Origin of the sequence: Streptomyces sp. cmx-18-6 (assembly GCF_046548915.1) — a bacterium.
Lineage (GTDB): Bacteria > Actinomycetota > Actinomycetes > Streptomycetales > Streptomycetaceae > Streptomyces.
The window spans coordinates 170567-189152 of the sequence record NZ_JAEBEP010000007.1 but is presented as its reverse complement, the minus strand read 5'-3'; the positions used below and the strand labels follow the sequence as shown (position 1 = coordinate 189152).

Annotated in this window: 15 protein-coding genes, 1 pseudogene and 1 riboswitch; of the genes and pseudogenes, 7 read left to right on the top strand and 9 right to left on the bottom strand. The window is 72.4% G+C overall.

Annotated features, from left to right (window positions below; translation table 11 throughout):
* Nucleotides 1-91: 91 nt before the first annotated feature.
* Nucleotides 92-505 carry a cobalamin B12-binding domain-containing protein gene (locus tag ACLJPL_RS18590; RefSeq protein WP_411081937.1) on the bottom strand — a complete coding sequence of 138 codons (414 nt, stop codon included), beginning with the start codon at nt 503-505 and terminating at the stop codon, nt 92-94.
* Nucleotides 506-957: 452 nt separating this feature from the next.
* On the opposite strand from ACLJPL_RS18590, the gene ACLJPL_RS18585 reads away from it, so the two are divergent.
* Complete coding sequence (locus ACLJPL_RS18585) at nt 958-1890, top strand: esterase/lipase family protein (protein WP_411081936.1); 933 nt, start codon at nt 958-960, stop codon at nt 1888-1890.
* Nucleotides 1891-2127: 237 nt separating this feature from the next.
* Nucleotides 2128-3876: a M23 family metallopeptidase gene (locus tag ACLJPL_RS18580; RefSeq protein ID WP_411081935.1), complete on the top strand. Its 1749-nt coding sequence runs from the start codon at nt 2128-2130 to the stop codon at nt 3874-3876.
* 198 nt (nt 3877-4074) lie between these two features.
* Here the strand turns inward: ACLJPL_RS18580 and pcrA are convergent, their stop codons facing one another.
* Complete coding sequence (gene pcrA, locus ACLJPL_RS18575) at nt 4075-6513, bottom strand: DNA helicase PcrA (RefSeq protein WP_411081934.1); 2439 nt, start codon at nt 6511-6513, stop codon at nt 4075-4077.
* Between the two features lie 366 nt (nt 6514-6879).
* A riboswitch (cyclic di-AMP (ydaO/yuaA leader) is annotated at nt 6880-7044 on the top strand.
* Here pcrA and ACLJPL_RS18570 point away from each other — a divergent pair.
* Nucleotides 7043-8305 (top strand): NlpC/P60 family protein, encoded by a 1263-nt coding sequence (locus ACLJPL_RS18570; protein ID WP_411081933.1) that lies wholly within the window; start codon nt 7043-7045, stop codon nt 8303-8305. Its footprint overlaps the riboswitch before it by 2 nt.
* A 34-nt stretch (nt 8306-8339) precedes the next feature.
* Here the strand turns inward: ACLJPL_RS18570 and ACLJPL_RS18565 are convergent, their stop codons facing one another.
* Nucleotides 8340-8693 carry a hypothetical protein gene (locus ACLJPL_RS18565; RefSeq protein WP_411081932.1) on the bottom strand — a complete coding sequence of 118 codons (354 nt, stop codon included), beginning with the start codon at nt 8691-8693 and terminating at the stop codon, nt 8340-8342.
* A 365-nt stretch (nt 8694-9058) separates the two neighbouring features.
* Here ACLJPL_RS18565 and ACLJPL_RS18560 point away from each other — a divergent pair, with 365 nt between their 5' ends.
* Both ACLJPL_RS18560 and ACLJPL_RS18555 read left to right on the top strand, forming a co-directional pair.
* Nucleotides 9059-10174: an NlpC/P60 family protein gene (locus ACLJPL_RS18560; protein ID WP_411081931.1), complete on the top strand. Its 1116-nt coding sequence runs from the start codon at nt 9059-9061 to the stop codon at nt 10172-10174.
* Nucleotides 10175-10216: 42 nt separating this feature from the next.
* Nucleotides 10217-10972, top strand: a pseudogene (locus tag ACLJPL_RS18555) (GNAT family N-acetyltransferase); the annotation flags it as partial.
* A gap of 314 nt (nt 10973-11286) precedes the next feature.
* On the opposite strand, the gene ACLJPL_RS18550 reads toward ACLJPL_RS18555, so the two are convergent.
* Together ACLJPL_RS18550 and ACLJPL_RS18545 are read right to left on the bottom strand one after the other, a co-directional pair.
* Nucleotides 11287-11982, bottom strand: a complete 696-nt coding sequence (locus ACLJPL_RS18550) for a LuxR C-terminal-related transcriptional regulator (protein ID WP_411081930.1) — start codon at nt 11980-11982, stop codon at nt 11287-11289.
* A complete protein-coding gene (locus ACLJPL_RS18545) occupies nt 11979-13265 on the bottom strand; it encodes a PspC domain-containing protein (RefSeq protein ID WP_411081929.1) in 1287 nt (428 codons plus the stop codon). Before ACLJPL_RS18545 ends, ACLJPL_RS18550 begins: the two co-directional genes overlap by 4 nt.
* A gap of 215 nt (nt 13266-13480) precedes the next feature.
* Between ACLJPL_RS18545 and ACLJPL_RS18540 the strand changes: the two genes are divergently transcribed.
* Both ACLJPL_RS18540 and ACLJPL_RS18535 read left to right on the top strand, forming a co-directional pair.
* Complete coding sequence (locus tag ACLJPL_RS18540; protein ID WP_411081928.1) at nt 13481-14827, top strand: PspC domain-containing protein; 1347 nt, start codon at nt 13481-13483, stop codon at nt 14825-14827.
* A complete protein-coding gene (locus ACLJPL_RS18535; protein WP_411081927.1) occupies nt 14814-15077 on the top strand; it encodes a hypothetical protein in 264 nt (87 codons plus the stop codon). The genes ACLJPL_RS18540 and ACLJPL_RS18535 overlap by 14 nt, the downstream gene beginning before the upstream one ends.
* Here the strand turns inward: ACLJPL_RS18535 and ACLJPL_RS18530 are convergent.
* From ACLJPL_RS18530 to ACLJPL_RS18515, 4 genes are all read right to left on the bottom strand, one after another.
* Nucleotides 14984-15493, bottom strand: coding sequence for a DoxX family protein (locus ACLJPL_RS18530; RefSeq protein WP_411081926.1), 510 nt, complete (start codon nt 15491-15493; stop codon nt 14984-14986). The genes ACLJPL_RS18535 and ACLJPL_RS18530 overlap by 94 nt on opposite strands.
* Nucleotides 15494-15619: 126 nt before the next feature.
* A complete protein-coding gene (locus tag ACLJPL_RS18525) occupies nt 15620-16888 on the bottom strand; it encodes a hypothetical protein (RefSeq protein WP_411081925.1) in 1269 nt (422 codons plus the stop codon).
* A gap of 113 nt (nt 16889-17001) precedes the next feature.
* Nucleotides 17002-17784, bottom strand: a complete 783-nt coding sequence (locus tag ACLJPL_RS18520) for a class II aldolase/adducin family protein (protein ID WP_411081924.1) — start codon at nt 17782-17784, stop codon at nt 17002-17004.
* Between the two features lie 75 nt (nt 17785-17859).
* Nucleotides 17860-18468, bottom strand: coding sequence for a Uma2 family endonuclease (locus ACLJPL_RS18515; RefSeq protein ID WP_411081923.1), 609 nt, complete (start codon nt 18466-18468; stop codon nt 17860-17862).
* Nucleotides 18469-18586 lie beyond the last annotated feature (118 nt).

Sequence of the window (18586 nt, the reverse complement as noted above, 5' to 3'; positions counted from 1 at the left end):
GGCCCGGGCCCGGGCCCGGGCCCGACCGCGCGTCCGCCTCACTCACCGCTCCCCCTCCCGCCCCTCCCCGGAGGAGACGGCGGCCGGCGGGTCAGGTCTGCGCGGGCTGGCGGACGTTCGCGTTGACCCAGGAGACGATCTCGGTCGTCGTCGCGCCCGGGGTGAAGAGCTCCGCCACGCCCAGCTGCTTCAGCGGCGCGATGTCGTCCTCCGGGATGATCCCGCCGCCGAACACCTTGATGTCCTCCGCCTCCCGCTCCTTCAGCAGCTCGATCACCTTGGCGAACAGCGTGTTGTGCGCGCCCGAGAGGATCGAGAGGCCGATCGCGTCGGCGTCCTCCTGGATCGCCGTGTCGACGATCTGCTCGGGTGTCTGGTGGAGCCCCGTATAGATGACTTCCATACCGGCATCCCGCAACGCCCGCGCGATCACCTTGGCCCCGCGGTCATGGCCGTCGAGTCCCGGCTTGGCCACCACCACACGGATCGGACCGGTCACACCCATCACTGCCTCCACATGGTCTCCCGCGCCTGAAGGGCCGGGGATGTGAACGAACGTTATCCACAGCATCCCGCACGCCACAGTTTCGCGGCAGGCGGGGAGGGGGAAATCACATGTGGGACATGTTCGCCAGGCGTCGGACCCCGCACCACACGGCATACCGGCCGCGCGGGGACCGGCGCCGGGGGCTGTCTTGCCGGTCATGGCGCTCTCCGCCCCGACCTGCGAACCCCATCCCCCAGGGGAGCCGCTACGAGGTCGCCGTATCACCGCGCCGCCAGCCGCACGGCACGGTGGTACGGCCCGTCGCAGCCCAGCCTCCGGACCAGGGGCCCAGGTGCCCGCAGGTCCGCGACAGGGTGCGGTCCTCGCGCCGGCGCATCCCAGGAAGGCATCAGGAAGGCATACGGGGGCGTGAGCCGCCTCCTCCCGTGCGCCAGTGCAGGAGGTCGGCTGTGCAGGTCTTCCCTCTCCTCTCCCTACTGCCCCACCCGCCCCGCCCGCCGGGCCCCCGGTGGTCGACCGCACTGCTCGCCGCCGCCGCGCTGGAGTTCGTCGTCCTCACCGGCCATCTGGCCGCGTACCCCTTCGGCCTCACCCAGGAGCGCCCCTCCCCGGGCCCGCCGCCCGGGGAGCTGCCGGGCCCGGGCCGCTCCCCCGGATCCCCGCACGCCGGGCGGCCCGTCGTCCTGCTGCACGGGTTCATCGACAACCGCTCCGTCTTCCTCCTGCTGCGCCGCACCCTGGCCCGGCACGGCCGCAATCACCTGGCGTCCCTCAACTACTCGCCGCTCACCCGCGATCTGCGCGTCGCCGCCGAACTGCTCGGCCGCCATGTGGAGGAGATCTGCGCCCGCACCGGCCACCGCGAGGTCGACATCGTCGGGCACAGCCTCGGCGGCCTGATCGCCCGCTACTACGTACAGCGGCTGGGCGGCGACCACCGGGTGCGCACGCTCGTCACGCTCGGGACGCCGCACGGCGGCACCGCCGTCGCCCCCGGGGCCGGCATTCACCCCATCGTGCGGCAGATGCGCGGCGGGTCCACGGTGATCGAGGAGCTGCGCGGCCCCGCCCCCGGCTGCCGGACCCGGTTCGTCAGCTTCTGGAGCGAGTTGGACCAGGTGATGGTCCCGGTGGAGACGGCCCGCGTCGACCATCCCGACCTCGACGCGGTGAACGTACGCGTCACCGGCATCGGACATCTCGCGCTGCCGGTGCACCCCACGGTGGCCGCCGCGATCCTCGACGCCCTGGAGACGGATGAGGCGGAAGGGATGGAAGGGGCGGAAGGGGTGGAAGGGGCGCGGGAGGAGAGGGAGGGCCGGGAGGACGGAGAGAGCCGGGAGGCAACGGCGTCCTCAACCGGAACGGCCTCCGTCGCCTGACCCGTCGCCCATTACGCCACACCCGCCACTCGGAATAGAACAACCCTCGAACATAGAGCCAAGGCTGTGCCTGACGTCCGCCGAAAGGCGGCCGATTGCCCGTTTCCTGCGGACGTAAAACCTGGCGAAGATTGTCGTCCTCACATACTGCCGGGTACAGTCGCGGCCACTGCTTCCCCCTGGGACCCCCTCACCGGGATCCAGAACAGTCCTGCTGCCGAGGCGAGAGAGAAGTTGGTGAACGACCAGCACCCCCACGCCGGGCCCGTCGGGTATGACACCCGATCCACCGGCAGCTTCGACACCGACCCGCTTTTCGGTACCTTCTCCGGCGACTCGGGTACCCGCGACACCACGGATTACACAGCCTCCGGATACGACGGTTCCTACGTCGACCACAGTGGCCACAACAGCCACGGCGACCACACCCCCCACAGTGGCCAGTACGACTCCTCCGCCTGGGACACCGGAGCCCAGCAGACCGGCACGTACGACGCGTACGCCGCCCAGCCGCAGACCGCCGCCGACACCCACCAGCAGTGGGACACCGGCGCGACGGGAGCCTGGCAACAGCCCTCCGACCAGGACCTGACCGGCCCGTGGGCGACGACCGACACCGGCGCGTTCCACACCGCCGACGCCGGGTTCACCACAGCCGCCTTCGGCACCGCCCCGTACGAGACGGGGGCGTACGACACCGGCGCGTACGGCACCAGCGCCTACACCACCCCCACGTACGGCACCGGCACCGCCTACGTGACGGACGGCCCGTACGCGACGGACGGCTCCTACGGAACGGCCGCCTACGACACCGGGGCCTACGGGACGATCGCCGCCGACGACACGGGCGCCTACGCCACCACCTCCTTCACCACCGGGGTGCACGACACCGGGGTGCACGACACCGGGGTGCATGACACCGGCGCGTACGACACCGGGATGTACGACTCCGGCGCCTACGACGCGACCGCCTGGAACTCCGGCGCCACGCCCGGGGACGCCGCGTACGAGCCCGAACAGACGTCGCATCAGCTGTACGAACAGCAGGCGTCCGAAACGGCGGAACCCGAAGCGGCCGAGCAGGCGGCGGACCGGGCCGAGGAGACGGCGTCCACCACCGCCGAGTTCGCCGTCCTCGAACCGGACGCCGCCCCCGCGCCGGACGACGGCGACGCCCCCGACGCCGCCCCGCTCTCCATGGACCGCACCGTGGTCCGCACCGCCCCCGCCCCGCGCAACCGGGCCCGCCGCCGCAGCCCCGCCAAGCGGTCCGCCCTCCTGACCGTCGCGGTCCCCTCCGCCTGCGTGATGAGCGTCGCCGGCATCGCCGCCGCCTCCGTCAGCGGGATCAACGGCGGCGAGGAGAAGCAGGAGGACACCACCTCCCTGGCCGTCGCCGATCCGAGCACGGTCAAGGCGGTCACCGCCGCGAACAAGAAGCTCGACAGCCAGCTGGAGCAGCTCACCGAGGGCAGCGACGACTTCCGTGTGCGGGCGAGCCGCACCCAGGAGCGCATCGACCTCAAGCAGCGTCAGGTGGCGGAGAAGAAGAAGCGCGAGGAGGAGGCCGCCCGCCGCGAGGCGCTGCGCCCCAAGTTCGTCCTGCCGGTCAAGCAGCACGGACTCAGCGCGTACTACGGCCAGGCGGGCGTCAACTGGATGTCCGTGCACACGGGCATCGACTTCCCCGTGGGGTACGGCACTCCGGTGATGGCCGCGACCGATGGCACCGTGCGCACCCAGTTCAACAGCGCCTACGGCAACATGGCGATCGTGACCATGGCCGATGGCACGGAGACCTGGTACTGCCACCTCAGCAGCACCAGGATCCGGTCGGGCCCGGTGAAGGCCGGGGACGTCATCGCGTACGCCGGAAGCTCCGGCAACTCCACCGGTCCGCACCTGCACTTCGAGGTCCGGCCCGGCGGCGGCGCGTCGATCGACCCGCTGGCGTGGCTGCGCAGCCACGGCGTCAACGCGACCTGATACGCACAAGCGCATACGAGAGAGGGGTGCGGGACGGCCGAAGCCGTCCCGCACCCCTTCTTTCACGCTCCCCGCCGGCAGAGCCCCGTCCGCCGGAAGCCGCGTACACAGCTCCGGAACTCCGGCGGACAGCTCCGGAACTCCGCCGGAGCTCCGGAGCCCCGGCGGACAGCTCCGGAGCCCCGGCGGCAGCTCCGTCTACAGCTTCTCGACCGGCGCGTACCGCAGGAGCAGCTTCTTGGGGCGCTCGTCGCCGAAGTCCACCGTCGCCTTGGCCTGGTCGCCGAAGCCCTCGACGGCCGTCACCGTGCCCAGCCCGAACTGGTCGTGCGTGACCCGGTCCCCCACCACCAGCGTGACCGTGGGCTTCTCCACGCCGCGCCGGGTCGCGAAGCCCGAGGGTCCCGAGCGGGCGCGCGAGGAGGAGAGCGAGGACGTGATGCCCGAGGTGGGTCCGGCCGGGGCGGCCATCGGGCCCTTGCGCTTCCACTCCAGGTGCTGGTCCGGGATCTCCTCCAGGAACCGCGAGGGCGGGTTGTACGAGGGCTGGCCCCAGGCGCTGCGCATCGCGGCCCGGGTGAGGTAGAGGCGTTCGCGGGCGCGGGTGATGCCGACGTACGCGAGGCGGCGCTCCTCCTCCAGCTCCTTGGTCTGGCCGAGGGCCCGCATGTGCGGGAAGACGCCGTCCTCCATGCCGGTGAGGAAGACCACCGGGAACTCCAGGCCCTTCGCGGTGTGCAGGGTCATCAGCGTGATGACGCCGGAACCGTCCTCGTCCTCGTCGGGGATCTGGTCGGAGTCCGCGACCAGCGCGACCTTCTCCAGAAACTCCGCGAGCGTGCCGGCCTCCTCCTCGTCGCCGCGCTCCTGCTCGAACTCCAGGGCGACGGCGGCGAGTTCCTGGAGGTTCTCGATACGGGTCTCGTCCTGCGGGTCGGTCGACGCCTGGAGCTCCGCGAGATAGCCCGTGCGCTCCAGCACCGCTTCCAGCACGACGGCGGGTCCGGCCCCGGACTCGACGATGGTGCGCAGCTCCTCCATCAGCGTGTTGAAGCGCTTGACGGCGTTGGACGAGCGGGCCGCCATGCCGTACGCCTCGTCCACGCGGCGCAGCGCCTGCGGGAAGGAGATCTTCTCGCGCATCGACAGGGCGTCGATCATGGCCTCGGCGCGGTCGCCGATGCCGCGCTTGGGCACGTTGAGGATGCGGCGCAGCGGGACGGTGTCCTCGGGGTTGGCGAGGACCCGGAGGTAGGCCAGGACGTCCCGGACCTCCTTGCGCTCGTAGAAGCGCACGCCGCCGACGACCTTGTAGGGCAGGCCGACGCGGATGAAGATCTCTTCGAAGACGCGGGACTGGGCGTTGGTCCGGTAGAAGACGGCGACGTCGCCCGCCTTGGCGTCGCCCGCGTCGGTGAGGCGGTCGATCTCGTCCGCGACGAACTGAGCCTCGTCGTGCTCGGTGTCCGCGACGTATCCGGTGATGCGGGCGCCGGAGCCGGCGTTGGTCCACAGGTTCTTCGGGCGGCGGCTCTCGTTGCGCTCGATGACCGCGTTGGCGGCGGAGAGGATCGTCTGCGTGGAGCGGTAGTTCTGCTCCAGCAGGATCGTGGTCGCGCTCGGGTAGTCCTCCTCGAACTGGAGGATGTTGCGGATGGTCGCACCCCGGAAGGCGTAGATCGACTGGTCCGCGTCGCCCACCACGCACAGCTCGGCGGGGGCGTCGGCCTCTCCGGCCGGGCCGACCAGCTCGCGTACCAGCGTGTACTGGGCGTGGTTGGTGTCCTGGTACTCGTCGACCAGGACGTGGCGGAAGCGGCGGCGGTAGTGCTCGGCGACGTCCGGGAATGCCTGGAGGAGGTGGACCGTCGTCATGATGATGTCGTCGAAGTCCAGGGCGTTGGCCTCGCGGAGGCGGGCCTGGTACAGCGCGTACGCCTGGGCGAGGGTCTTCTCGAAGCCGTCCGCGGCCTGTCCGGCGAAGGTCTCCTCGTCGATCAGCTCGTTCTTGAGGTTGGAGACCTTCGCGGTGAAGGACTTCGGCGGGAAGCGCTTGGGGTCCAGGTCCAGATCGCGGCAGACCAGGGCCATCAGGCGCTTGGAGTCGGCGGCGTCGTAGATCGAGAACGACGACGTGAAGCCGAGCTTCTTGGACTCGCGGCGCAGGATGCGGACGCACGCGCTGTGGAAGGTCATGACCCACATGGCGTTGGCGCGCGGGCCCACGAGCTGCTCGACGCGCTCCTTCATCTCGCCCGCGGCCTTGTTGGTGAAGGTGATCGCGAGGATCTGCCCGGGGTGCGTCCCGCGCTCGGCCAGCAGGTGGGCGATGCGGTGGGTCAGGACCCGGGTCTTGCCGGAGCCGGCCCCGGCGACGATGAGCAGCGGGGACCCGGCGTGCACGACGGCGGCGCGCTGCTCGGTGTTCAGCCCGTCGAGCAGCGCCGCGGCGTCGATGACCGGGCGCGGGTGGCCGTCCCGGTAATACCCGTCCCTGGGCGGCGGGGGCGCGTCGAAGACGCCCTCGAAGAGTCCCTCCGGCACCGCTTCGGGTGCGTGGTCCTCGGGGGGCGGGGGCGGGCCGTCCTCCGTGGTCTGGAGGCCGGTCAGGAAGTTGTCGTCAAAGAGGCTGCTCATCGCCATCCGAGTCTAGGCGGCCGCACCGACAACCTTCCGCCGAAGCCGGGAAGAGAGCGGGAAGAGGCCGGGAAGAGGCCCGGAAGAGGCTGGCGAGAAGTCGGTGAAAAGCCGGCGAGAGGCCGGTGAGAGGCCAGAAGAAGCGCTCCGGTCGGCGGCCGCCACGCCGAGCCCCGCCACGCACGGAGACCGGACGAGCGCGTTCCGTTAAAGAACCCCCGGTGGGAGGGGGTGCGGCGGCCTCCGGCCACAAAGGTCACGAAAATGTATCGGGCATATCGCTCATCGACCTTCCCAGCGGTGGCGCCGGTTGGCTAGCGTGCTCGATCAGGTGGCCCGTACCCCCTGGACGCGATCCGCGCCGAACGGGCGACCCTGCCGAATCCGTCCTGCCTCGCGGCAGTTCGGAACCGGGGACCCACACGCAGCACCGGGGTGAATCGGTCCGTACCCCTCGTCCGGACCGTAGGACAGCCTTCCGTTCCGTCCGAACCCGACAGCTAACCCGGTAGGTGGTCCACGGAAGGAGATGCCGGTCTTGGCATCGCACCGCAAGCCGCGCACGAAGGTGCGCACCACCACCCCCGCCGTCGGGTTCACGACGGCCGCGCTGGCCTCTGTGACGTTGCTCTCCACGCAGAGCGCGACGGCCGCCCCCACAGAGCCGAAGCCGGCCATCGAGGAAGTCCAGAAGAAGGTCGACGAGCTCTACCGGCAGGCGGGCAGCGCGACCCAGCAGTACAACCACGCCAAGGCCGCCTCCACGGCCCAGCGGACGAAGGTCGACACGCTGCTCTCGGACGTGGCGAAGCGGACCGAGAAGATGAACGAGGCGCGCCGGGAACTGGGGGCCTACGCGGCCGCGCAGTACCGCTCCGGCGGCATCGCGCCCACCGCGACCTTCTTCCTGGCGGACGACCCGCAGTCGTACTTCGACCAGAGCCAGGTGATGAGCCGGTCGACGGCGCGGCAGCAGAAGGCCGTGGACGACTTCCGGACGCAGCAGGCGGACGCGGCGAAGAAGCGCGCGGAGGCCGTCCAGAGCCTGGAGACGCTGACCGAGACGCAGACGACGCTGCGCACCAGCAAGAAGAACGTGCAGGCCAAGCTCACCGAGGCCCGGTCCCTGCTCTCCCGGCTGACCGCCGAGGAGAAGGCGCGGCTGGCGGAGCTGGAGCGCAAGAAGGAGGCCGAGGCGCGGAAGAAGGCGGCGAAGCTGGCCGCCCGCCAGGCCGCCGAGGCCCAGCAGCGCGCCGACGCCGAGAAGAAGGCCCGCGAGGAGGCCGCGAAGGAGTCGGACGGCGACAGCGCGACCGGTTCCGGCGGTGGTGCGGGTTCCGGCGGCGGGACCGGTTCCGGCAGCGGTACGGGGACGGGCCCGGGAGCCGGTACGGGTACGGAGACGGGCCCAGGGGCGGGCACCGGAACGGGCAGCGGTTACGCGGCCAAGGCCGAGAAGGTGCTCGCCTTCGCGCGCGCCCAGATCGGCAAGCCGTACGTGTGGGGGGCCTCGGGCCCGTCCTCGTACGACTGCTCGGGGTTGACGCAGGCGGCCTGGCGGGCGGCGGGCGTCACGCTGCCCCGGACCACCTGGGACCAGGTCAAGGTCGGGACGCGGGTCGCCACCTCCGACCTGCAACCCGGCGACCTGGTCTTCTTCTACGACGACATCAGCCACGTCGGCGTCTACAAGGGCGGCGGGATGATGATCCACGCCCCGAAGCCGGGGGCGAACGTGCGCGAGGAGTCGATCTACTACATGCCGATCTACGGCAGCGTGCGCCCGGCGTAGCACGTCGAGGGGCGGCCTCCGGAGAGGCCGCCCCTCAGGTCCAGAGCGTGGCGATGAAGATGTTGGCGACCGTCAGAGCGCCGACCGCCGCGAACGCACCCTTCTCGACCCTCTCCTCGTCCCGCTTGACGTAGACCAGCGCGAGGATGGCGACGAGCAGCAGCAGCTTCACGCCGATCTTGACGTTGTTCACGCTCTGGTCGTCGGCCTGGTTGAGCCCGACCAGGGCCACGCCGGTGACCAGCATGGTCAGCGCGCCGTGCAGCATGGCGGGAACGAAGCGGGCGGCGCCCGCGCCCATGGCCTTCATCTGCGTGAGGAAGCCGCCCAGCAGGGAGGCGATGCCGATGATGTGCAGGGCGACGAAGACATTGATGAGTACGTCCATGGCTCGGGAGCCTAGCCATGGCCAAAGCATGGCCGGGCAGTGAGGCAAGCCTTTCCTGGAGCCTTCGCCGGAACTGAACGCCCTGCGCCCGAACCTGCCGGAATGATCAATTCCGGGTGCGTATCTCCGATCATCCGGCGGCGACGAAACGTCACATCCGGGCAATAACTGTCATGGCGACCCTTTTCCGTGCGCCGGGATTAGCGTCCCTCGCGGGCCCTACGGCATCCGCCGGAGGACAGCCGACAGCCCCTTCGGTATCCGCCGGAGGGGCCGTCGACAGCTCCTCCGGCACCCCCGGAGGGCAGCCCCGCAGATCCTCCGGCACCCGCCGGAGGGCCGCCGACAGGAAGGATGCCGCCCCCGTGGCCGCGCACCGGAGATCAGCCCACCGAAAACCCAAGCAGCGCCCGTTCACCGGCACTGCTGCCCGCACCGCCGCCACCCTGGCGCTCGCCGGGACCGCCACCGCGGCCTCGGCCACCGGGGCCGGGGCCGCACCCGCCGAGCCCGCTCCCACCGCCGCCCAGGTCCGGGCGAAGGTCGACCGGCTCTACCACGACGCCGAGGTCGCCACCGAGAAGTACAACGGGGCGAGGGAGAAGGCGGCCGCCGCCACGAAGACCGTCGACGCCCTGGCCGACGAGGCCGCCCGCCGCACCGACCGCCTCAACTCCTCCCGTAACGCGCTCGGTTCACTGGCCACCGCCCAGTACCGCACCGGCGCACTCGACCCGGCCGTGCAGCTGGCGCTCTCCTCGGACCCCGACTCCTATCTGGAGCGCGCCGCCCACCTCGACCGCGCGGCCGACCGGCAGTCGGGCATGCTCCAGGGCATCCGCCGCCAGCTCTCCGGCCTCGCCCAGATCAAGGCCCGCGCCGACCGGGAGACCGAGGCGCTCGCCGCCCGCCGGGCCGAGCTGCGCGAACACCGCACCGCGATCCGGACGAAGCTGTCCGACGCCCGCCGGCTCCTGGCCACCCTCACCGCCGACGAGCGCGCCGCGTACGAACGCTCGGCCGACGCCCGCCACGGCGGCGGCCCGGCCACCGCCAGTCGGTCCACCTCCACCGACCGCACCGCCGCCCACGCCGACCGCACCGCCGCACGCACCCCGGTCACGGCCCCCGACTCCCGGGCTGCGCAGGCGATCTCCTTCGCGCACGGGGCCATCGGCAAGCCGTACGTCTGGGGCGCGACCGGCCCGAACGCCTTCGACTGCTCGGGCCTGACCCAGGCGGCCTGGCGGGCGGCGGGCGTCAGCCTGCCCCGCACCACCTACACCCAGATCAACGCCGGGCAGCGGGTCTCCCGCTCCCAACTGGCCCCCGGCGACCTGGTGTTCTTCTACTCGGGCATCAGCCATGTCGGCCTCTACATCGGCGGCGGCCAGATGATCCACGCCCCGCGCGCGGGAGCGCCGGTGCGGATCGCGCCCATCGACCAGATGCCCTTCGCGGGAGCAACCCGGGTGGCGTAGTCTCCCCCGCGCCGACGCCCCTCCCGCCGAAGGAACTCCCGTATGACGATGGCGAACGCCGTCCAGGACTACGCCCGCACCCTCACACTGCGCTCCCCCGCCCACTACCGGGTGGGCCCGTTCACCGTCCGGCACAACCCGGGCTGGGAGCTGAAGTACGCCAACTACGCCATCCCCGACCGGGAAGCGGAACCCACGGCGGACGAGGTGGCGGCCTTGGTGGACGCGTTCCGGAAGCGGGCGCGGCTGCCCCGCCTGGAGTTCCTGCCCGCCTGGGCCCCGGCCGTCGAACCGGCCCTGCTGGCCGCCGGTTTCACCGTGGAGCACCGGGCCCCGCTGCTGGCCTGCGCCCCCGCCGACCTGACCCCGCCGAAGCCGGTCGACGGCCTCCGTATCGCCGTGCCCGGCACCGAAGCGGAGTTCACCGACGCCGCCCGCGTCCAGCACCACGGCTTCGGCGGCGCGGGCGAACCCGACGCGGGGACGACCGACTGGCTGCGCACGGCGGCCACCGGCGACGGGGTCGCCGCCCTGGCGGTCCTCGACGGCGCACCGGCCGGGGCGGGCGGCTGCTCCGTGGCCGTCGACGGCCTGAGCGAACTCGTCGGCCTCGCCGTCGCCGCCCCCTTCCGCCGCCGGGGCATCGGCGCGGCCCTCTCCGCCTGGCTGACGGAACGGGCCTTCGACCGGGGCTGCCGGACGGTGTGGCTGGAGCCGGGCGACGCCGACGTGGAACGGATCTACGCGGGCATCGGCTACCGCCGGATCGGCGAGAAGGTCAACATCTCGCTGGAGCCCGGAAGGCGCGCATTTGGAGAGCACGAACCCGGACAGCGGGAGCCGGGAGAGCGCGAGCCGGGAAAGAGCGAACCCGGACAGCGGGAGCCGGGAGAGCGCGAGCCGGGAAAGAGCGAACCCGGACAGCGGGGCCCCGGAAGCGGTTGAGCAACGGCCTCGGACCAGCCGTCGCTCAGACCGCCCGTGACTCCGGCCAACCCCCGCTCGGACCAACCGCGCTCAGACCAGCCGCCGAGCCGTCGCTCAGACCAACCGCGCTCAGACCAGCCGCCGAGCCGTCGCTCAGACCGACCGTGGCTCGGACCAACCCCCGCTCAGACCAGCCGCCGAGCCGTCGCCCACCGCGTCAGCTCATGCCGGTTGGACAGCTGGAGCTTGCGCAGCACCGCCGAGACGTGCGACTCCACCGTCTTCACCGAGATGAACAGCTGCTTGGCGATCTCCTTGTACGCGTAGCCGCGCGCGATCAGCCGCAGCACCTCGCGCTCGCGCTGGGTGAGGCGGTCCATGTCCTCGTCGACCGGCGGGGCGTCCGTGGAGGCGAAGGCGTCCAGGACGAAGCCGGCCAGGCGGGGCGAGAAGACCGCGTCGCCCTCCTGGACCCGGAAGACGGAGTCGACCAGGTCGGTGCCGGTGATCGTCTTGGTGACATAGCCGCGCGCGCCGCCCCGGATCACCCCGATGACGTCCTCGGCCGCGTCCGAGACGGAGAGCGCCAGGAAGCGGACCGGGTTGTCGGCCGTGCCCATCAGCGGGGCGCAGCGGCGCAGCACCTCGACGCCGCCGCCGCCGGGGAGGTGGACGTCGAGGAGGACGACCTCGGGGCGGGTCGCCGTGATGACGGTGACCGCCTGGTCGACGTCGGCGGCCTCGCCGACGACCTCGACGCCGGTCTCCTCGGTGCGGCCGATCTCGGCCTGCACCCCGGTGCGGAACATCCGGTGGTCGTCGACGAGCACGACCCGTACCCGTCGCTCCGGGCCCCCGGTGGCTTCGGTGTTCTCGGTCATTCGCTCGCCCTTTCCATCTCCAGCTCGACCTCGGTGCCCCCGCCGGGCGCGGGACGCAGCCGGGCGCTGCCGCCGTTGCGCCGCATCCGGCCGATGATTGATTCTCGTACGCCCATGCGGTCCGCGGGAACATCGTCCAGGTCGAAACCCGGACCCCGGTCCCGTACGGACACGAAGACCGTACGGCCCTCGACCTCCGCGAAGACCTGGACGGCGCCGCCCTCGCCACCGTACTTGGCGGCGTTGACCATCGCCTCGCGCGCGGCCTGCATCTGCGCCGCCAGCCTGTCGTCGAGGGGGCAGTCGCCGACGACCACGACCTCCAGGGGGACGCCGTGCTTGTCCTCGACCTCGGCGGCGGCCCGCTTCACCGCCTCGGCCAGGGTCTCCGGTTCGTCGTCCTCCTCCTTGCCGGTGCCCTCGGGGTTGTACAGCCAGTTCCGCAACTCGCGCTCCTGGGCCCGGGCCAGGCGTCTGACCTCGCCGCCGTCGTCCGCGTTGCGCTGGATCAGGGTGAGGGTGTGCAGCACGGAGTCGTGGACGTGGGCGGCGACCTCGGCGCGCTCCTGGGCGCGGATGCGCATGAGGCGCTCCTCGGACAGGTCCTGGGTCATCCGGACCAGGTAGGGGCCGGCGAGCAGGGCGATGCCGGTGAGGACGGCGATGGCCGCGGTCAGTACGTTGCCGAGCTGGGCGGCCGAGCCGCGCACCACGATGAACACGGCGAGGCCGAGTCCGACGAGCGCCACCCCGGCGAGGCCGCGCGCCAGGTGGAGCAGCTTGCGGTGGCGGCCGACCTCCATCCAGCGGGCCCGCCGGACGTTGTCCGCCTGCCGCCAGACCAGGACGGAGCCCGCGCCGATCAGGAGCGTCGGCCAGATGTAGCGGTCGGCGTCGCTGCCCATGTCGACGTTGGCGACGAACGTGACGGCCCCGACGAGCAGCGCGACCAGTGCGAAGACCTGGCCCTTGTCCGGTTTACGGAGTCGGCGCCGGCCGTCCGCCGCCGTGTCGAACACCGAGCGCGGGCCCTCGACGCCGCCGACGCCGAGCGGGACGACGATCCAGAACACCGCGTACAGCAGCGCGCCGAGGCCGTCCGTGAAGAAGAGCCCGAGGAACACGAACCGCACCCAGGCGACGGGCAGCCCGAGGTGCCCGGCGAGCCCGCGCGCGACGCCGCCGAGCAGTCGGCCGTCCGCGCTCCGGTACAGCTTGCGCGGCGGCTGCTCCTCCGGATCGGCGGCGAGGGAGCTGGCGGCTCGGGCGGTGGCGGCTGGCATACCCCGATCGTCACACGCGCGGGCGCGGAAGGTCATCAGGGTCGATCCCCCAGAGGACCCTGACGGCGGCGGGATCGTGTCCTGGGCGAGGACGCCCCCGCCGCGCGGTCGCGGAGCCGTTCACCGCCCCCTCCGGGCCCCCGCCCGGCAATATCAGGGACCGTCCAGGGTCGGCGCGGGTCCCGGCAGGCGGTCCGGGCCGTCACCATGGAGGCATGACCGCTCCTTCGGACGCCGCCCCCGGCGTCGCGCCCCCCGACGCGCCGAAGCCCCAGTTGCGGCGCACCCCCCGGCAGAAGGTCGTCGCCGGGGTGTGCGGCGGCCTCGGCCGGTACTGCGACGTGGACCCGGTGATCTTCCGGATCGTGCTCGGCGTCCTGTCGGCGACCGGGGGCGTCGGGCTGATCTTCTACGGCTTCGCGTGGCTGCTGCTGCCCGCGGACGGCGACGAGGAGAACGAGGCGCGCAAGCTGCTGTCGGGGCGGGTCGACGGGGCGTCCCTGGTGGCGCTGCTGCTGGCGCTGATCGGCTGCGGGCTGTTCCTGTCGATGCTGCACAACCGGAGCATGCTGTCGTTCGCCGCGCTGCTGACGCTGGCCGTCGTCGGCTTCTCCGTATGGACGCAGGCGCGCCGGACGGCGGACCCGAAGGACCCGGCGGCCCCGCCCGGGGCTCCGGCCGCCCCTCCCGGCCGGGCTCCCGGCCCCGCGCACACCGGCGGACTCGGCGTGCCGCCGCCGGAGGTGAAGGCTCCGCCCACGCCGGGCGGTCCGTCCTGGTGGCGGGACCCGATCGTCAAGGACGGGACCACCGGGCCGGTGGGCTCCGGGTATCTGTGGGGGCCGCCGGACACGGACGTCGGCACGGCGCGGGCCGGGCGGCCCAGCGCGGACGCCCCGTTCCGGGCCCCGCATCCGTCGCCCCGTCCGCGCGGGCCGCGCCCGGTCGGCGGGCTCGTCCTCCTGGCGGCGCTGGTGGCGGGCGGCCTGGGCGCCAGGCTGAACTGGGACCAGCCGCTGGGCACCGCCCTCCAGATCGGGCTGGCCGCCGCCCTCGCGGTGTTCGGCCTCGGGCTGCTCATCGCCTCGGTGCTGGGCCGGACCGGCTTCGGCACGGTCGTGATGGCGATGGTCACGGCGGGCCTGCTGGCGGGTGCGTCGGTGCTGCCGAAGGACATCACCACGACCTGGGTCCGCCAGGAGTGGCGGCCCGCGTCGACGGCCGCCGTCCAGCCGTCCTACGGACTGAGCACCGGCAACGCCCGGCTGGACCTGTCCGGCCTGACGGTCCCGGCGGGCGAGACCCTGAGCACCCGTCTCGACGTCGCGGCGGGGCGGGCGGCCGTGGTCGTCCCGAGGGACGTGACGGTGAACGTGCGCGCCGACACCGACCTCGGGGAGATCCGGCTGGAGGAAGGGCAGTCGGTCCAGGTCCGGATCAGCAGCGACAAGACGATCCGGCGCACCCTGCCGCCGCCCGGAGGCGGCAAACCGGCGGGCACGATCGAACTGCGAGTCGACATCGGCATCGGACAGGTGGAGGTCACCCGTGCTGCGTCATGAATTCCGGCCCGGCCGCGCGGTGGCGGGCCTGACGATGCTGGCCCTGGCCGCCGGGTACGCGGCCGACGCCGCCGGGAAGTGGGAGGCCCCGTGGACGTTCTTCCTCCCGCTGTTCTTCGGCGGGCTGTGGCTGTCCGCGGCGGCGACCTGGCTGGGCTACCTGGTCCGGCGGCGGCGCGCGGCGAAGAAGGCGTCGGCGGAGAACACGGCCGCGCCGGCGAGCACCAGCGGCAGCCACGCCATCAGATAGGGCAGGTCGTTGCCGTAGTAGTACGGGGTCATCTGCCAGCTCACCGTCAGCCACAGGCTCAGCGAGATCAGCGCGCCGCCGAGCGCGGCGAGCCGGGCCCAGAGGCCGACGAGGGTGCCGAGCCCGACGAGCAGTTCGCCGATGGCGATGGCGTAACCGAAGCCCTCGGGGCTCTTGAGCGCGAGGTCGACGAGGGCGGGGACCGCGGAGGAGTCGCGGATCCCGCGCATCGTCTCCCCGATGGAGCCGTCGCCGGTCGCGGAGAGGAACGCGCTGTCCGTCAGCTTGTCGAGCCCCGCGTAGACGAAGGTGACGCCGAGGAAGATGCGCAGCGGGAGCAGGGCGTACTCCCGCGCCCGGTCCCGCAGCCCTTTCGGCTCGCTCAGCCCGTACGAACCGCCGCCGTAACCGTTCATCAGCGCTGCCCCGCTTCCCGAAGTCCCGTCACCCGACCATACGTACGCCTGTCCGGCGTCGCTCACCAGGGCTGCGGGGCAATCAGCGGAAGGAAGGAAGGAAGGAAGGAAGGAAGGAAGGGGCCGTCAGTCCGTCACGTCGATGGAACAGCGGTTGGTCTCCACCCCGGCGGCGGTGACGACCTGGACGTCCACGGTCCCCGGCTCGACCTCGACCGGCACCGGCACGGTGAGCACGGTGTCGGTCGGGTTGGCGAAGCCCCCGGCGACCGGGATCAGCGGTACGTGGACGTGGACCGTGCCGATCCGTACGACGAGCCGGGCCAGCCGGTCGGGGCTGCCCGCGCCGGGCGGTACGAAGCCCGCGCCCCGGATCTCGATGTCGTCGCCGGTCCGGATCGGGGCGTCCAGGTCCCCGGCCTCCCGGGCCCGCACCACGGACAGCACGACGGGACGGCCGCCCTCCGCGTACTTCCCGGCGAAGTACGTCGCCGCCGACACCGCCACCAGCAGGGCGAGGCCCCACGGCAGGTCGGGCAGTTGCTCGGGGCGGCGGGCGAGCCGGACCCCGGCGAAGAGCACGGCGACGGCGCTGACCAGCACGTACTGCACATCCGTGAACGAACCGCGCCCGGAGTCGTCGGTGAGCAGGTCCGCCGCGCGCGGCCGGTCCGCGCGCAGCTTCTGGAGCCGCTGCCCCAGCACCCGTACGGTCACCACGCGGCGTACGACGACGGCGACCGCGCACACCAGCGCCAGCACGGCCAGCACCCCGGCGGACCGCACCAGGTCGAGCCCCTCGATCAGCGCGTCCCGGTCCTCGTGGTCGGACGCGCCCGCCAGCTGGAGGGCGAGCACGAGCACGGCGAAGACGGCGAACAGCACCCAGGCTGCGGCGACGGCCCGGGAGGTGGAGAGCCGGTTGTCCTCCCCGATCAGCGGGGCGAGGAGGCCGCCCCGGGCGCGGTGGAAGCGGGCGGCGACGGTCAGCAGGGAAGCGGTCACGAGCGCGGCGGCCAGACCGGCCGTGCGGGCGGTGGTCCAGCCGGGCCCGATCGCGGTGAGGCTCGCGCCGACGAGCAGCGCCACGACCGCGCCCCAGACGACGGACAGGGTGCCCCGCCACACCTGGTGGAGCCAGACGTCACCGGCCGCCCGGCCCCGTTCGGCGACGGTGCGGGCGGACTCGGTCAGCTCGTCGGAGACCCACTGCCGGGACGCGGAGGCGGACTGGGCGACCCCGGCGGGCAGACCGCTCCCCGCCGCCAGCTCGTCGCGCTTGGCGAGGAAGGCGGCGACCGCGCGCCGGTGTCCCTCGCGTGCTCCGTGCGGGCAGTCGCCGCACGTACAGCCCCCGCCGTGCGTACCGCTCGCCCTCGACTCGTCCAACGCCACGGGAGATTACGCCCTTTCCCACCCCGGTACAGCCAACCCAGCTGCGATCCCAGCGCATTGTGCCGTACGGGGACGCCGGGGCCCGCATCGGGGCGAACCAGGGGCGGGCCCCGTCAGAACGTTCGACTGATCCGCTGCCACAGGGGCTGGTAGTTGATCCAGGCCACCAGGTCGCTGCCGAGCTGGTCGCGGGTGGTGACGGCGTCCCGGTGGTCGATCAGGACGGGCTTCCCGGCGGCCCGCGCCAGCAACTGCACCTGGCAGGCGCGCTCCATCGTGAGGAACCACCAGGCCGCCGCGTCCACCGAGTCCCCCACGGTCAGCAGCCCGTGGTTGCGCAGGATGACCGCCTTGCGCGGCCCCAGCGCCTCGGCGATCCGCCGCCCCTCCTCCTCGTCCACGACGACCCCGGAGTACGCGTCGTACAGCGCGTGGTCCTCGTAGAAGGCACAGGATTCCTGGGTGATCGGCTCGATCAGCTCCCCGAGCGCGGCCAGCGCCCGCCCGTGCACGGAGTGGGTGTGCGCGACGGCCACGGCGTCCGGCCGGGCCCGGTGCACGGCCGCGTGCACCGCGAAGGCGGCCTGGTTGACGTGGAAGCGGCCCTGGACCACCTGCCCGTCGCCGTTGACGAGGATCAGGTCCTGCGGGGCGAGGTCGGCGAAGGGCGCGCCGAACGGGTTGACCCAGTAGTGGTCGGCCGACTCGGGGTCGCGCACGGTGATGTGCCCGGAGACCCCGTCCTCGTACCCGTACTGCCCGAACAGCCGCAACGCCCCCGCGAGCCGCTGCCTGCGGTACGCCCGCTCCTCGTCCGGCGACGCGTGCACGGGCGGCATCGCGAAGTGCAGCTGCTCGACGGGGACGGGGGCGGGCACGGCGGGCGGCTCGGACATGGCGGGCTCCTCGGGTTCCCAGGGCGTACGGGACCGGAAGTTACCGCCGGGTGGGGGCGATGAGAAGGGGTGGGGCTAGGGACGACGCTGATTGATCGCGGTGAGGTCGATGGAGAGAGGGAAGGGGACGTCGAGCTTCAGGGCGTTGCGGTGAATGCCCGTGGGCGTGTATGCCTTCAGTGCGGGGTCCAGCTCGTAGACGTACACGACGGGGAGACCGTCAGGGCCCTGTTCGACGCGCCAGAAGTGGACGATGCCGGCGGCGGCGTACTTGCGGGGCTTGGTCTCGCGGTCGCGGGCTTCGGAGTCGGGGGAGACGACCTCCACGGCGAGGATGACGTCCTCGGGCGCGTACCACGTCTGATCCGCGCCGGTGTCGGCGTCCGCCCGGTACACCAGCATGTCGGGTTCGGGACGGTTGTTGCGGTCCAGCTTGACCGTCATCTCCCGGTCCACGTCCAGATCCGCGGGCAAGTGCGCGAGCAGCCCGTGCTCAAGCAGCCACATGGCTCGCGTGTGGAACTTCCGCTGCGGACTCATGAAAACGAGACTCCCGTCGATCAGCTCGGTGTGGGGCGGGAGGCCCGGAATCCGGTCGAGATCGTCTGCCGTCCAGCCGCCCTCCGGCGGGACGGGCCACCGGTACGGCTGCTGCTCAAGCCTGGGCTCGGGTGCGGCGCTCATGATTGCTCCCATACGCCGAAAGTCTCGTCTCTTCACTCAGCGTACCCAGCCCATACGACAATGCCGCCACTCAAACGAATGAGCGACGGCATCGGCGTTGACCAGGAGGCCCTACGGG

Coding starts and splice junctions, on each gene's coding strand:
- ACLJPL_RS18590 (WP_411081937.1), bottom strand. CDS start 505: ATGGGTGTGACCGGTCCGATCCGTGTGGTGGTGGCCAAGCCGGGACTC.
- pcrA (WP_411081934.1), bottom strand. CDS start 6,513: ATGAGCAGCCTCTTTGACGACAACTTCCTGACCGGCCTCCAGACCACG.
- ACLJPL_RS18570 (WP_411081933.1), top strand. CDS start 7,043: ATGCCGGTCTTGGCATCGCACCGCAAGCCGCGCACGAAGGTGCGCACC.
- ACLJPL_RS18565 (WP_411081932.1), bottom strand. CDS start 8,693: ATGGACGTACTCATCAATGTCTTCGTCGCCCTGCACATCATCGGCATC.
- ACLJPL_RS18550 (WP_411081930.1), bottom strand. CDS start 11,982: ATGACCGAGAACACCGAAGCCACCGGGGGCCCGGAGCGACGGGTACGG.
- ACLJPL_RS18545 (WP_411081929.1), bottom strand. CDS start 13,265: ATGCCAGCCGCCACCGCCCGAGCCGCCAGCTCCCTCGCCGCCGATCCG.
- ACLJPL_RS18540 (WP_411081928.1), top strand. CDS start 13,481: ATGACCGCTCCTTCGGACGCCGCCCCCGGCGTCGCGCCCCCCGACGCG.
- ACLJPL_RS18530 (WP_411081926.1), bottom strand. CDS start 15,493: ATGAACGGTTACGGCGGCGGTTCGTACGGGCTGAGCGAGCCGAAAGGG.
- ACLJPL_RS18520 (WP_411081924.1), bottom strand. CDS start 17,784: ATGTCCGAGCCGCCCGCCGTGCCCGCCCCCGTCCCCGTCGAGCAGCTG.
- ACLJPL_RS18515 (WP_411081923.1), bottom strand. CDS start 18,468: ATGAGCGCCGCACCCGAGCCCAGGCTTGAGCAGCAGCCGTACCGGTGG.